The 12316-nt window shown below is 50.4% G+C and carries 16 protein-coding genes and 2 pseudogenes; 2 read left to right on the top strand and 16 right to left on the bottom strand.

Translation table 11 applies throughout. The features are described from left to right. Positions 1-11: 11 nt before the first annotated feature. The 4 genes from B5F29_RS06850 to mtaB all read right to left on the bottom strand — a co-directional run bounded on the left by B5F29_RS06850 (position 12) and on the right by mtaB (position 2376). Entirely contained in the window at positions 12-266 is a 255-nt protein-coding gene (locus tag B5F29_RS06850) for a DUF1292 domain-containing protein (RefSeq protein ID WP_087153899.1), read from the bottom strand. Positions 267-270: 4 nt separating this feature from the next. After that, complete coding sequence (gene ruvX / locus B5F29_RS06845; protein ID WP_087153898.1) at positions 271-702, bottom strand: Holliday junction resolvase RuvX; 432 nt, start codon at positions 700-702, stop codon at positions 271-273. Between the two features lie 7 nt (positions 703-709). Next, positions 710-973: an IreB family regulatory phosphoprotein gene (locus B5F29_RS06840; RefSeq protein ID WP_087153897.1), complete on the bottom strand. Its 264-nt coding sequence runs from the start codon at positions 971-973 to the stop codon at positions 710-712. Between the two features lie 80 nt (positions 974-1053). Continuing rightward, complete coding sequence (gene mtaB / locus B5F29_RS06835) at positions 1054-2376, bottom strand: tRNA (N(6)-L-threonylcarbamoyladenosine(37)-C(2))-methylthiotransferase MtaB (RefSeq protein WP_087153951.1); 1323 nt, start codon at positions 2374-2376, stop codon at positions 1054-1056. Between the two features lie 133 nt (positions 2377-2509). Between mtaB and B5F29_RS06830 the strand changes: the two genes are divergently transcribed. Then, complete coding sequence (locus B5F29_RS06830) at positions 2510-2743, top strand: HPr family phosphocarrier protein (RefSeq protein ID WP_087153896.1); 234 nt, start codon at positions 2510-2512, stop codon at positions 2741-2743. Between the two features lie 114 nt (positions 2744-2857). On the opposite strand, the gene thiI is transcribed toward B5F29_RS06830, so the two are convergent. The 8 genes from thiI to B5F29_RS06790 all read right to left on the bottom strand — a co-directional run bounded on the left by thiI (position 2858) and on the right by B5F29_RS06790 (position 10125). Continuing rightward, entirely contained in the window at positions 2858-4036 is a 1179-nt protein-coding gene (gene thiI / locus B5F29_RS06825) for a tRNA uracil 4-sulfurtransferase ThiI (protein ID WP_087153895.1), read from the bottom strand. A gap of 16 nt (positions 4037-4052) precedes the next feature. Continuing rightward, a complete protein-coding gene (locus B5F29_RS06820; protein WP_087153894.1) occupies positions 4053-5207 on the bottom strand; it encodes a cysteine desulfurase family protein in 1155 nt (384 codons plus the stop codon). Between the two features lie 2 nt (positions 5208-5209). Further along, positions 5210-5947, bottom strand: a complete 738-nt coding sequence (locus tag B5F29_RS06815) for a 16S rRNA (uracil(1498)-N(3))-methyltransferase (protein ID WP_087153893.1) — start codon at positions 5945-5947, stop codon at positions 5210-5212. Between the two features lie 2 nt (positions 5948-5949). Then, the gene (gene prmA, locus B5F29_RS06810; protein ID WP_087153892.1) at positions 5950-6918 is read right to left on the bottom strand and encodes a 50S ribosomal protein L11 methyltransferase; all 969 of its coding nucleotides are present in this window, start codon (positions 6916-6918) and stop codon (positions 5950-5952) included. Between the two features lie 91 nt (positions 6919-7009). Next, complete coding sequence (locus tag B5F29_RS06805; protein ID WP_087153891.1) at positions 7010-7690, bottom strand: HAD hydrolase-like protein; 681 nt, start codon at positions 7688-7690, stop codon at positions 7010-7012. A 46-nt stretch (positions 7691-7736) separates the two neighbouring features. Further along, positions 7737-8651, bottom strand: coding sequence for a LysR family transcriptional regulator (locus tag B5F29_RS06800; protein ID WP_087153890.1), 915 nt, complete (start codon positions 8649-8651; stop codon positions 7737-7739). 192 nt (positions 8652-8843) lie between these two features. Continuing rightward, positions 8844-9131: a hypothetical protein gene (locus tag B5F29_RS06795; protein WP_087153889.1), complete on the bottom strand. Its 288-nt coding sequence runs from the start codon at positions 9129-9131 to the stop codon at positions 8844-8846. Between the two features lie 19 nt (positions 9132-9150). Continuing rightward, on the bottom strand, positions 9151-10125 hold the full coding sequence (locus B5F29_RS06790; protein ID WP_087153888.1) for a hypothetical protein: 975 nt from the start codon (positions 10123-10125) through the stop codon (positions 9151-9153). Positions 10126-10342: 217 nt separating this feature from the next. Between B5F29_RS06790 and B5F29_RS06785 the strand changes: the two genes are divergently transcribed. Further along, on the top strand, positions 10343-11059 hold the full coding sequence (locus B5F29_RS06785) for a Type 1 glutamine amidotransferase-like domain-containing protein (RefSeq protein WP_087153887.1): 717 nt from the start codon (positions 10343-10345) through the stop codon (positions 11057-11059). A 221-nt stretch (positions 11060-11280) separates the two neighbouring features. Here the strand turns inward: B5F29_RS06785 and B5F29_RS17150 are convergent. The 4 genes and pseudogenes from B5F29_RS17150 to B5F29_RS06765 form a co-directional block, all read right to left on the bottom strand. Next, positions 11281-11485: pseudogene (locus B5F29_RS17150) on the bottom strand (pyridoxamine 5'-phosphate oxidase family protein); the annotation flags it as partial. An 11-nt stretch (positions 11486-11496) separates the two neighbouring features. Then, positions 11497-11649 (bottom strand): annotated as a pseudogene (locus B5F29_RS06770) (pyridoxamine 5'-phosphate oxidase family protein); the annotation flags it as partial. A 169-nt stretch (positions 11650-11818) separates the two neighbouring features. Next, complete coding sequence (locus B5F29_RS16415; protein ID WP_162608375.1) at positions 11819-11980, bottom strand: hypothetical protein; 162 nt, start codon at positions 11978-11980, stop codon at positions 11819-11821. Between the two features lie 54 nt (positions 11981-12034). Further along, the gene (locus B5F29_RS06765) at positions 12035-12310 is read right to left on the bottom strand and encodes a hypothetical protein (RefSeq protein WP_087153886.1); all 276 of its coding nucleotides are present in this window, start codon (positions 12308-12310) and stop codon (positions 12035-12037) included. Positions 12311-12316: the final 6 nt, after the last annotated feature.

Raw genomic sequence — 12316 nt, 5'->3', positions numbered from 1 at the left:
CTCCTGTTGTCTTATTTTTCGATCTCTACATCTTCCAGGAGTTGTTCAAAAATGGTCAGAAGCGCATCCTGCTCCCGCTCGTCTTCCACGATCTCATAGCGGCTCTCGGCCTCTTCATCCTTCGAGCAGTCTTTTAAAATCAAGCATTCTGCGTCTTCCTCCTCAGAATCAGCTACCAGCAGATAATTTTTCCCGTTGAAACGGGTCTGTTCCAGCACATAAAAATCCACTGCGCCGTCCTCTGTCTGAAAAGTCAGCTTCTCCATCTATCTATTCACTCCTGTTTTTCTTTGCGTCCAGATATCCCTGCAGAATAAACACTGCAGCGATCTTATCCAGATATTCTTTACGGTGTTCTCTTCTTACACCGCTTTCCATCAGCGTACGGTTCGCCTCTACAGTCGTCAGGCGTTCGTCCCACATGACAACAGGCAGACCTGTCCGCTTTTTCAGCATTTCTGCAAATGCCAGCGATTTTTCAGCCCTGTCGCCAATGGTATTATTCATATGTTTCGGAAAACCCACTACGATCTCGCCCACTTCATATTCCGTGCAGAGTTCCTGGATCCGTGCAAGCGTTCTGCGCAGCTTGTTCTCTTCTTTCCGGAAAATCGTCTCTACACCCTGGGCAGTCAGAAGAAGCGCATCGCTGACTGCGACTCCCACCGTCACGGAACCGTAGTCCAGCCCCATAATCCTCATCTTCTGATCATTCCTTCACTGTTTTGTCCACATATACACGAAGCAGTTCTTCCACCAGCTCGTCGCGCTCCACCTTCATGATCAGGCTTCTGGCTCCCTTGTGACTGGTGATATACGTCGGATCTCCCGACATGATATAACCCACAATCTGGTTCACCGGATCATACCCCTTCTCGGTCATGGCCTGGTAGACCAGCTGCAGGACATCTCCAACTTTTAATTCCTGGTCGGACTGAATTTTGAAATACTGAGTGTTTTCCAATTTTTTCATAGTCCCACGTCCTCAACTGTAGTATAACACTAGTTTACTATAATCCATGCACAAATTCAATGGAAATTTTCCGACAAAAGTCAGCCCCGGGCCTGTGTTTCCATGATCTTTCCGTACAAAACATCCGGTTCCAGGAACCCTTCCACCTGTATCCGCACCATCCGGTTGGCCAGAGATTCCGTCCCGGGAACCGCGATCCGTACGTACTGCGCCGTGTGGCCGGTCTGCCAGTTTTTGCCCTGAAATACGCATTCTTCTTCCATCAACACTTCCACCGTGCTCCCGATAAGAAGTTCCCGGTATCTCCTGCTGTTCTCTTCCGTCATCTTAAGCAGCACATCGCTGCGTTCATTTTTTACCCGCTCCGGAATCTGATCCGGCATCCGGTCCGCTCTGGTCCCTCTCCTTCTGGAAAATTTGAACACATGCGTCTCATAAAAACAAATCTCTTCTAAAAATTTCACCGTAGTCCGGAATTCTTCTTCTGTTTCCCCCGGAAATCCCACAATCACGTCTGTTGTAAGCGCCGGATGATCAAAATATCTGCGCAGCCGGCCGCAGCAGTCGCGGAATTCGTCCGCCGTATATCTCCGGTTCATCCGTTTCAGGGTCTCGTCACAGCCGCTCTGAAGGGACAGATGAAAATGCGGGCAGAGCTTTTCCTCGGACGCCAGGCCTCTGACAAATTCCTCCGTCATGATCCGGGGCTCCAGTGAACCCAGGCGAATCCTCCGGATCCCTTCAATCTTCGCCACCTCCTGTACTACGGCCAGCAGGCTTGTGCCTTCCAGATCTGTTCCGTAAGAATCCAGATGGATCCCGGTCAGCACCACTTCCTGATAGCCGTTGGCCGCCAGATCACGCACTTCCTGCAGAATATCCTCCATGGATCTGCTCCGCACTCTTCCTCTGGTGTAGGGAATAATACAATAACTGCAGAACTGATTGCATCCGTCCTGAATCTTTACATATGCCCTGGTATGTCCGGCGGTGCGGCTCAGATGCAGTCTCTCATATTCCTTTTCATGCGTCAGATCATGGATATAGGAAGAGATATGCTCCTCCTCCCAGGCGCGCAGAATCTCCGGCAGATTTTCTTTCTCATTATTTCCTATCAGGATATCCACCGCTTTGTCCTGCAGCAGTTCCTGCCCTGCGGCCTGTACGTAGCAGCCTGCGGCCACCACCACCGCATCCGGGTTCCTCTTTCTGGCCCGGTGCAGCATCTGCCGCGATTTACGGTCCGCGATATTGGTCACGCTGCAGGTATTAACGATGTAGATATCTGCCTTTTCCTCAAACGGAACGATCTCGTATCCGTTCCGCTCCAGGATCTCCTGCATAGCTTCTGTTTCATATGCGTTTACCTTGCATCCAAGGTTGTGCAGCGCTGCTTTTTTCATATTTCTCCTCCATTTGGAACCTGCGGTCTCCACATGCCATTTTCTGATCCGGAATCGCATTTTCCCATTGACTTTCTTCCCCCAAATCTTATAATATGGTATAGATGAAACAAGCAGGAGGAGGAACGTTCCAATGAAAACCGTTCATATTTCTTTAAATTCCATTGACAAAGTGAAAGCTTTCGTGAATGAAATCACAAAATTTGACAATGACTTTGACCTGGTATCCGGCCGCTATGTAATCGATGCCAAATCTATCATGGGTATTTTCAGCCTGGATCTTTCAAAACCCATCGAGCTGAACATCCATTCTGAAAACAACGCGGACGAGATCCTGGAGGTTCTTGCTCCGTACATTGTCGACTGATCTGGCGTACGACATCTGCCGCCCGCGGCGGACAGAGAATCCTGCAACAGAAAGCAGGATTCTTTTTTATGCCGTGATTCCATACAAAATGTCCCGTCTTCCGGAGAACCGGTATTACCGGATCTCCAGCACCTCATCCCCGGCCAGCGCTTCCGCCACCATCTCATCGATCTTCTCCGCCAGGGCCTTTTCAGATCTGCGGATCTGCTCCACCTTCGGTTTCGTCACCGGATGTTTTGCCACGAACGTGGTACAGCAGTCCTCATAAGGCAGGATCGAGGTCTCGTAAGTCCCGATCTGTTTCGCCACGGTGACAATATCTTCTTTATCAAAAGCAATTAAAGGACGGAATACCGGAAGCGTACACACGTCATTGGTCGCCGCCAGGCTCGCCACCGTCTGGCTCGCCACCTGTCCGATACTCTCCCCGGTAATCAGGGCCAGACATCCCGTATCTTTCGCGATCTGCTCCGCGATCCGCATCATGTAGCGGCGCATGATGATCGTCAGTTCGTCGTGGGGACACTGGTCGTAAATATACATCTGAATGTCTGTAAAATTGATCACATGGAGACGGATGGGCCCGGTGTACATGGCCACGCGCATGGCCAGATCCACCACCTTCTGTTTCGCCCTCTCGCTGGTATAAGGCGGCGCATGGAAATATACGGCGTCGATACAGACACCTCTTTTGGCCACCATATATCCTGCCACCGGGCTGTCAATCCCGCCGGACAGCAAAAGCATAGAACGTCCGTTGGTTCCCAGCGGCATCCCGCCCGGTCCCGGGATCACTTCCGAATAGATATAAATCTGGCTTCTCAGTTCGATATACAGCATAATATCCGGATGGTGCACATCCACCGTCAGTCCCGGATAAGCCTCCAGGATGCGGCCCCCTATCTCGGCATTTACTTCCATAGACTCTACAGGGAACTTTTTATTGGCCCTGCGGGTATGGACTTTAAATGTTTTTTCCTGCCCCGCATACATCTCTCCCACATAATGAAGCACATCCTGCGTAAGCGCCTCCAGCCCGTGATCTTCCACGATCACCACCGGACAGATGCTGACGATGCCGAAGACTCTGCGAAGCGCTTCTACAGCTTCTTCATAGTCAAACGCTCCTTCTGCCTCCACATAGATGCGGCCCTGGTCTTTTGTTACCTGGAAATGCCCTTCCACCGGCCGCAATACTTCTTTTATTCTTTTCACCAGCGCGTCTTCAAAAACATATCTGTTCTTTCCCTTCACGCCGATCTCGCCATATTTAATCAAAAAAGCCTGAAACATATATTCCCTCTCCTGTCTATCTGCGCACATAGCGCCGAAGCACCGGCAGAAGTTCCGCAAGCTCCTGCAGGCAGTAATCAATCTCTTCTTCCGTAGTATCAAAGCAAAAGCTGAAGCGCAGCGCGCTCTCCACCCGATCTTTTTCCAGCCCCATGCAGAGCAGCGTGTGACTGGGCGCCGGTTTATTGGAGGAACACGCGCTTCCCGCGGACACATAGATGCCTTTGTCCTCCAGCGCGTGGAGAAGTACCTCGCTGCGGATCCCCGGAAAACTCGCATTCACAATATGCGGCGCCGTCTCACGTCCCGTTCTTCCATTGATAAAAGCATCCGGCAGTTTCCGGATTCCTTCCGCAAACCGTTCCTTCAGGGTATAGAGCCGTTCCACCTTCTCATCCAGATTCTCATAGCAGGCAGCCGCAGCTTCCGCGATACCGGCGATGCCCGGCACGTTCTCGGTGCCGGAGCGGAGTCCTTTCTGCTGTTCCCCTCCGAACAAGATCGGCTGAATCTTTACCTTTTCGTCCACATACAAAAGTCCGCTTCCCTTGGGACCGTGAATCTTGTGCCCGCTGGCGGACAGGAGATCAATCCCCTCTCTCTTGGGGAAAATCCGGTATTTCCCATAGGCCTGGATTGCGTCCACATGGAAAAAAATCTTTCTTCTCTGTTCTTTCAGAAGCTTTCCGATCTCATCCACCGGCTGCACCGCCCCGGTCTCATTATTTACATACATCACCGATACCAGAATCGTATCATCGCAAAGCGCATTTTTCAGATCCTCCATCCGGATCACGCCGTCCTCCCCTGCCGGAAGATATGTGACGCGAAATCCCTGGCTCTCCAGGTATTTCATGGGGTTGGATACAGAAGCATGCTCCAGGCAGGTGGTGATCAGGTGGCTTCCGTTCCGGCGGTTCGCCATAGCCGTGCCGATCAGGGCCAGATTATTGGACTCGGTCCCTCCGGAAGTAAAATAGATCTCCTTTTCCTGCACCTTCAGGTTCCGGGCAAAAAAAGTCTTTGCTTCCCGGATATATTTTTCGGCCTCCACACCTTTTGTATGCATGGAAGACGGATTCCCAAAATCCGTCCTCATGACTTCCACCATCTTGTCCGTCACCCGCTCCAGGCACCGGGTGGTGGCGGAATTATCCAGATATGCCTGCATGATTAATCCTCCAAATGAAACATCAACACGGAAAGGATACAGATCCCAGCCGTCTCTGTCCGCAAAATTCTTCTTCCAAGAGAAATAGGATGAGCGCCGGCCTCCACGGCGGCCTCCACTTCTGATTTTTCAAAGCCGCCTTCCGGACCGATAAATACGCCTGTCGACCGGCCTTTCTGAATCTTCCCCAATACACTGCGCGCCTCTTCCATCCCTCTGGCGCACTCATACGGGATCAGTCGGAAATCCAGGGCTTTGGCGTCTCTCAGAGCCTCCTCCAGCGTCATGACCGGATCGACCTGAGGAATCACCGACCGTCCGGACTGCTTGGCCGCGCTTTCTGCCACCGCCTGCCATCTCCTGCGCTTCGCCTCCGCTTTTTTTGCGTCCAGCTTCACCACACACCGTTTCAGAGAAACCGGTACGATCCGGGACACTCCCAGCTCTACGGCTTTCTGCACGATCAGTTCCATCTTGTCCCCTTTGGGGAGTCCCTGATACAGTATCAGGCGGGAAGACAGTTCCACATCAAAGGGTTTTCTCTCCAGGATACGTCCCCTGACACATCCTGCTTCCAGCTGCTCCAGTTCACAGATATAGTCCGTCCCCAGCCCGTCGCTGACCGAGATCCTGTCTCCCGGGGACATCCGGAGCACATTGCGGATATGGTTCACATCTCCGCCCAGAATTTCAACATATTCCGGAAAGATCTGTTCCGGCTCTACAAAAAAACGATGCATACTTATCTCCTGTCCCGGCCTTTGCGCGCGGTTACGGCTGCCCACTCGCCCTGATATGTGGTTTCCAGGACTTCAAATCCCGCCTGTTCCAGCGCCTGGGCCACTATTCTTTCTTTGCCTGAGATAATGCCGGAAGTGATATACATGCCGCCGTCTTTCAGAGCCGCGGCGGCAGCCGGCGCCAGAGGGACCAGTATTTCTGCCAGAATATTTGCAACAGCCATATCATATTTTCCGTATCCGACCTTTTCCTGTACTTCCCGGTCGTCGATCAGGTTTCCCAGAAGGACTTCATAACTCTCAGAAGAGATCCCGTTGACTTCCATATTTTCTTCCGTAGCCGTGATAGCACAGGGGTCCAGATCTGTTCCCACCGCGTGTTTCGCTCCCAGTTTCAGGGCCGCGATAGACAGGATGCCGCTGCCGGTGCCGATATCCAGGAGCTCGGTATCTCCCGTCAGATATTTTCGGATCTGGCGGATACACAGCTGCGTCGTCTCGTGCATGCCGGTGCCGAAAGCAGTGCCCGGATCAATCTGAATCAAAAGCTTGTCCTGATCCTCAGGCTTTGTCTCTTCCCATGACGGTTTGATCAGAATATCATCCACGTAAAACTGGTGGAAATATTCCTTCCAGTTATTAATCCAGTCTTTATCCTCGGTCTGGGAAGCTTCGATCGTACCGGCCCCCACATCAACGCCCCAGCTGCGGATCTCATCCAGTCCCTGCTGAACCGCAGCAAGCACCGCCGCGTTATCCTGATCCGGCTCCAGATAGAAACTGATCCTTGCCACTCCATCGTCCGCCGGGGCATCCGGAAGAATATCCACAAACATCTGCGCTTTCTCACTGTCAGATAAGGGCACCTTGTCTTCTATCTCGATCCCCTCGATCCCTGCATCCATCATCATGCTGCTGATCAGATCCTCGGCTTCCGACGTGGTCGTCAGCGTATATTTGTTCCATTTCATCGCATATTCCTCCTTTTCTGCCGTCATTACAATACCCGATATCATAACATAAAAAGCGGAGGATTTCAACTGTCCCCCGCTTTTCTGACATTCACGATTTTTCAGCCGCGCAGCCTTCCTGTCCCAGAATAAACCGTACTACTTCCTCCAACGTATCCACTACGGCGATGGCGCCGGCATTTTGAAGTTCTCCTTCCGGAGCAAATCCCATGGACAGACCCAGACATGGAATTCCGTGCACTGCCGCGCCCTCCACGTCATGCTTCCGGTCTCCTACCATCAGCACTTTCTTCTTCTCTTCTTCTGACAGGCTCATCTGACGCAGAACTTTGGCGATCACCTGATCTTTCGTACGGCAGGATTCGTCCAGGGATCCTCCGCAGATATAATCAAAATATTCCGTCAGCCCGAACATTTTCAGCGTTTCCATCAGATACGGCTCCGCCTTGCAGGTCGCCGTGGCCAGCACTTTCCCCGCCGCCTTCAACTGCTCCAACATCCGAGGCACGCCGTCGAACATACGATTCTGGTGAATACCGTACTTGCTGAAATACTCTCTGTAATAAATGACCCCCTGCCTGGCCTCTTCCAGAGACAGCCCCGCGATCTCTGTAAAAGAATCAATCAGCGGCGGTCCCACATACAGTTCCAGCCTTTTCGGATCCGTTTCCTCCACTCCCAGTTTAGAGAGCGCATACTGCACACTCTTGGTGATCCCTTCCCGGGAATCCGAAAGAGTGCCATCCACATCAAATAAAATATACTGGTACATCGTTTTATCCTCCTGTCAAAAGGATACCTTCTCCGGTTTCCATGTGTCAATGGTCCGTTGAACGAACTTTGTCCGGGTGTTCTGTGTCTTTTTGCGCGCGAAGTCGCGTCACGATATAGTCCCTCATTTTCTGCACAGCCGGCGCCTGCACCGCCGCATGGAGGCTTGCCAGCACGATCGTCCGTTTCTCGTCCACATCCAGCGGATAAACGTCCACCGGAAAATTCAGGCTGCGGATCACAAGCTCCGGCACCAGGCACAGTCCGTATCCGCCCATCACCAGCGCGATGGACGACATATCGTCAATGATATAGCTGTTCCCTCGCACCGGCAGCCCGTATTTTTTCATAAAACTGCTGACGTCCGCGTCACAGCCTTCCATCTGCGTCACGAACTTCTGCGTCCTGAGCTCTTCGATGGTGATATAGCCGGGATTTTTTGTCCTGAACCCCCTCGGAGTCACACAGACAATCCGGTCTTCATATACCGGCTCATATTTTAAGTCTCCCACGCTCAGCGAAGACAAAAATCCCAGATCCACAATCCCGTCTCTCAGCCAGCGGTTCACATCGTCGTAAGTTCCCTGATAGATTTCCACCCGCATATTAGGATATTCCCTCTGAAAATCTTTCAGAAGGCCGGGCATCCATTCCACACAGGCGCTGTTGAAAGTACCCAGACGCACAGAACCCTTCTGAAGTCCGTTAAACTGGGCCACTGCCTGCCGCAGATACTCGTCGCTGTTCAGAACATTTTTAATGTACGGGAACAATTCTTTCCCATAATTTGTCAGGCTCACGCCCCGTCTGCTCCTCACAAACAAAGGCGACCCCAGCTCTTCTTCCATGGAAGCCACCGCATGGCTGACCGCTGACGGCGTCAGCTGCAAAGTCTGTGCGGCTTTCTGAAAGCTGCCCTGGTCGGCCACAGCCATAAATACCTGGTAAGATAACAATGTCATACAATCACCTGAATATCTTTCATCTTAAACATGAAAATAATGAATTTTACTTATGTATAAAACTATATTAGAATGACATTATAAAGTCAACACCAGATGTTATTTCTTTTGTTGTATAAATGTGTTTGCGATGAAGAACGGAGAGCCCTGGCTCTCCGTTCTTCATATTTTTATGATAATTATATACTGCAGTCACTGCAGAATCAAATTCCTGCCGTCTCCCATAATCCAGTCATAGGCCTGATCCAGCCCCTCCTCTGAAAACGGGAACTCCCTGCTTTTCTTTTTTTCATCCTCTGTATGTTTCAGTGCGAACGGTTCCGGCCAGACAATCACACGAAGCACTGTCTCCGCAGGGGCCTCTTCGGCCCCTCCCGGAATCTCTGCCCTTCCGATCCAGAACCGAAGCCCCCGATCCGAACCGGTAAACACCTCTTTTTTATAAAACGGAAGATGAAACAAATCTATGCGTTCTACCATAAAGACCTCTCCTCTTTCTCTACAAAATCGTATCCTTTATGGTAACCGTTACCCATCCGCCGTCATAATTGAATCCGATCTCCAGGCCTACGGGCGTGTAAAACATGACTCTGGTATCCGGATCGCTCAGGCACTGAAGCAGCTCCTCATCCGAAGCGTTCTCCACAAAATCCACGCTTCCGTTCTGATAAGAATCCCGTGCCCGGAACTGTCTTACCAGCTCTTCGTCCACCGTGGTCATCTCTTCCGGCGGCATCACCTCTCCCGTATCCATCCGGAATGTAATCGCCCTCACTTCCGGAATCGTCGTTCCTTGATCGTACAGGCTGTGTTGGACAACCACGCTCAGCGTATCTTCATCCATATAGGTCACATAACTATAACTGGACACCCCGCCATAATAATCCTGATAGGAATCCCGATACTTGCATGCCAGATCCCGAATCCCTGCATTCACCGCATCATATTTTCCGGTATCGTCTCCTGACACCACCGGATATACGCAGTCATAGGTACATCCGTTGTCCGGGTCATCCGGATACAGGGACTCCGACTGCCAGATTACCTGATAGCTGCAGTCCAGGGAAGTGGCGTCTGTGATCTCCTGATAGAATTCGTCGTCTGCATCAGGCACATACGGTTCATAACTGCCATATCCGTCATAATAGTCTTCACCGCCATTATAATAATCATAATACCGGTCAAAACCATCGGTAACGCTCCTGTCCACGCTGTCCGTCATAATATTTCCGAATGCAAGCGCTCCCACAAAAACCAAAATCATCACTATAGCCAGGATACCCGCTATAATACCGATACAGGCAAGCACCTTTCCTGCCGACCCGCTCCTCCTGTCTCTGGGAGGCTTTCTATCCGCTCTTTTTCCGGAAATGTCTTTCGCGCCTCTCTTAGTATACCCACAGCTCTGACACACCCCATTATGCATCACTGCACCGCACTTGGGACAAAAGCCGAACTCTCCCTGTTCCTCCATACCTGTCTCCTCCTGAATAGCCGGTCTATGTATTTCGTCAATGATACTTATTTAGCGTACCACAAAAAGGCTTTTTCTTCAACCGTCAGCTTGAGCCGAATAGAATCCGCGGATTTTCTTTCCTTGACTGCACAAAATATTTTTGCTACGCTGACCGTATCAAAAACTTACAAACGCCCTAAAAACACAAACATTAACAGGAGGAGGAATTATACATATGAAATGTTTTCTCACCAGCAGCCCCATGCTCTCAGATACAGAAGAGCTCAATCCGGCAAACGGCTTTATCGACAAACTTAAAAGCAGTCTGCCGGACCGCTGCAATGCACTCTTTGTCAGCTCCGATCCGGACGATTATATACATATGGACCGGTTTGCAGGATCTGTAAAAGCAGCTTTTGAAACAGCCGGTTTTCCATTCAGCGGTTTTACCGTTCTTGACCGCCGGAATCAGGGATCTGCCAAAAACCTGGTAGATCATGCCGATTTTATCATCCTTGCGGGCGGCCATGTCCCGACACAGAACAAGTTTTTTGCACAGATTTCCTTACGTGATCTTCTGCGCTCTTATGACAAAATCGTCATGGGCATCAGCGCCGGATCCATGAACAGCGCCGATGTGGTCTACGCGCAGCCGGAACTGGAAGGGGAAGCGATCGACGCCGGTTATCAGAGATTTCTCACCGGCCTTGATCTGACCAAAACGATGATCCTTCCTCATTATCAGATGATAAAAGACAACATTCTTGACGGAATGCGGATAATAGAAGATATCACATATCCGGACAGCCAGGGCAGGAAATTCTACGCGCTGACAGACGGCAGTTATCTTTATATTGATAACGGGCAGGAAGAGATCTGCGGGGAGGCATATCTGATCGCTGATGGAAAGACCACCCAAATATCCGCTTTGGGCGAGACTGCTGCAATCTGATACTTCTTATTCATCGTTGAGGGAAACACTGTCCGCATTGTAAATTCCGCTGTCTACGCTATGCAGATGCTTCAGCAGGAGATGACCGGAGAAGCAGAGCGCACTGGCCTGACCTCAGAAGATGATGTTATGGAACTTGTCAAAGAATTAAGAAATTTTAAATACATGACCTGCACAAAGACAGCAGACCGAGAGTAAAAAGCTCCCGAATTGCTGTCTTTGACCTCCAGTGCTGACCGGCTCTCTTCCTGGGGATAGATCTCCGCCATATACGGATTCTGCTCAAATACCTCCTTAAGCTTTCCCTTTTGCGGTGATAAAATACAGGCTTCTGTCATCTGCCAGCATAATGTCGATCACACGTGCGGCAGGCCTTCCTTCTCCGTCAACGGTGGCGATCACCGCCGAATGGATTTCGTCTTTCAGTCACCGCATTAGTTCGCAGTCTCATACTGGCTTTTTACGATGGGGTTATTCATAGCTCCTTCTTTTACAGCCATATTATCCTCAAATACGGCGGTTCCATGGATGCGGATCCATGCATAGGAAGGATCCGATACACACACCTCGATCTCCGGATTTGCCTGTAAAAGTTCAACTGCTTTACTCATGTGATGCTCTCTCCTTTTCCCGTTGTAACATTTACAGTTTCATCTTTCATTCTTAAATCATCACATTTTCATTGTAATATCAATAGTTACATTAATTATTTTTAAAACCGGCTGATTCTGCATTGCAGAGCCAACCGGCTATATATTTTTAATTATCTTTTTGATTTTTGAAAGCATAGCGTATCATGCTGACTCCCAGCGCCAGTATGAGAACACAGACGACCATTCCTGTGACCGCGTTCATCCGGTTCGCGTCCAGACCGCCCTTTCCCTGAAATGACGCCAGCATGGTCGCCTGAAGTGTAAGCATGGAAGCCAGCGCATCCGCCGTTCCGATATTTCGGATCGTGATCAGAACCGGAGACTACGTCTTTCTGACTTTCACCATATTGACCACAGCCATTATGATCTTATAAAAAGTGTATGTAGCTATGGATATCACCACGATCTCTGAATATCTTCTGGCTGTATCCTGGGCGATCGTCAGTAAGATCACCCCGGTCAGGGCAAAATTCAGCGCCAGGAGCAGGATCCCGGCTGCCATAGGCAGTATTCTTTTTTCAGCCTGTACGATGGATAATATGGCGACAATTATGGTCCCCATATAGGCAACCGGACGATTCGGGTCTATTTTTTTCATTTTTTA

The sequence above is a fragment of the Lachnoclostridium sp. An196 genome, from assembly GCF_002160135.1.
GTDB classification, from domain to species: domain Bacteria; phylum Bacillota; class Clostridia; order Lachnospirales; family Lachnospiraceae; genus Hominiventricola; species Hominiventricola avistercoris.
Note: the sequence above shows the minus strand (reverse complement) of the source record. Positions and strands in the feature narration are given on the sequence as shown.

Bases quoted from the DNA above. Each gene is read 5' to 3' on its own strand.
- B5F29_RS06800 (WP_087153890.1), bottom strand. From the start codon at position 8,651: ATGACATTGTTATCTTACCAGGTATTTATGGCTGTGGCCGACCAGGGC.
- B5F29_RS06850 (WP_087153899.1), bottom strand. From the start codon at position 266: ATGGAGAAGCTGACTTTTCAGACAGAGGACGGCGCAGTGGATTTTTAT.
- B5F29_RS06795 (WP_087153889.1), bottom strand. From the start codon at position 9,131: ATGGTAGAACGCATAGATTTGTTTCATCTTCCGTTTTATAAAAAAGAG.
- prmA (WP_087153892.1), bottom strand. From the start codon at position 6,918: ATGAAATGGAACAAATATACGCTGACGACCACGTCGGAAGCCGAGGAT.
- B5F29_RS06815 (WP_087153893.1), bottom strand. From the start codon at position 5,947: ATGCATCGTTTTTTTGTAGAGCCGGAACAGATCTTTCCGGAATATGTT.
- B5F29_RS06840 (WP_087153897.1), bottom strand. From the start codon at position 973: ATGAAAAAATTGGAAAACACTCAGTATTTCAAAATTCAGTCCGACCAG.
- ruvX (WP_087153898.1), bottom strand. From the start codon at position 702: ATGAGGATTATGGGGCTGGACTACGGTTCCGTGACGGTGGGAGTCGCA.
- B5F29_RS06785 (WP_087153887.1), top strand. From the start codon at position 10,343: ATGAAATGTTTTCTCACCAGCAGCCCCATGCTCTCAGATACAGAAGAG.
- mtaB (WP_087153951.1), bottom strand. From the start codon at position 2,376: ATGAAAAAAGCAGCGCTGCACAACCTTGGATGCAAGGTAAACGCATAT.
- B5F29_RS06790 (WP_087153888.1), bottom strand. From the start codon at position 10,125: ATGGAGGAACAGGGAGAGTTCGGCTTTTGTCCCAAGTGCGGTGCAGTG.
- B5F29_RS06820 (WP_087153894.1), bottom strand. From the start codon at position 5,207: ATGCAGGCATATCTGGATAATTCCGCCACCACCCGGTGCCTGGAGCGG.
- B5F29_RS16415 (WP_162608375.1), bottom strand. From the start codon at position 11,980: ATGCTTACACTTCAGGCGACCATGCTGGCGTCATTTCAGGGAAAGGGC.
- B5F29_RS06805 (WP_087153891.1), bottom strand. From the start codon at position 7,690: ATGTACCAGTATATTTTATTTGATGTGGATGGCACTCTTTCGGATTCC.
- B5F29_RS06830 (WP_087153896.1), top strand. From the start codon at position 2,510: ATGAAAACCGTTCATATTTCTTTAAATTCCATTGACAAAGTGAAAGCT.
- B5F29_RS06765 (WP_087153886.1), bottom strand. From the start codon at position 12,310: ATGAAAAAAATAGACCCGAATCGTCCGGTTGCCTATATGGGGACCATA.
- thiI (WP_087153895.1), bottom strand. From the start codon at position 4,036: ATGTTTCAGGCTTTTTTGATTAAATATGGCGAGATCGGCGTGAAGGGA.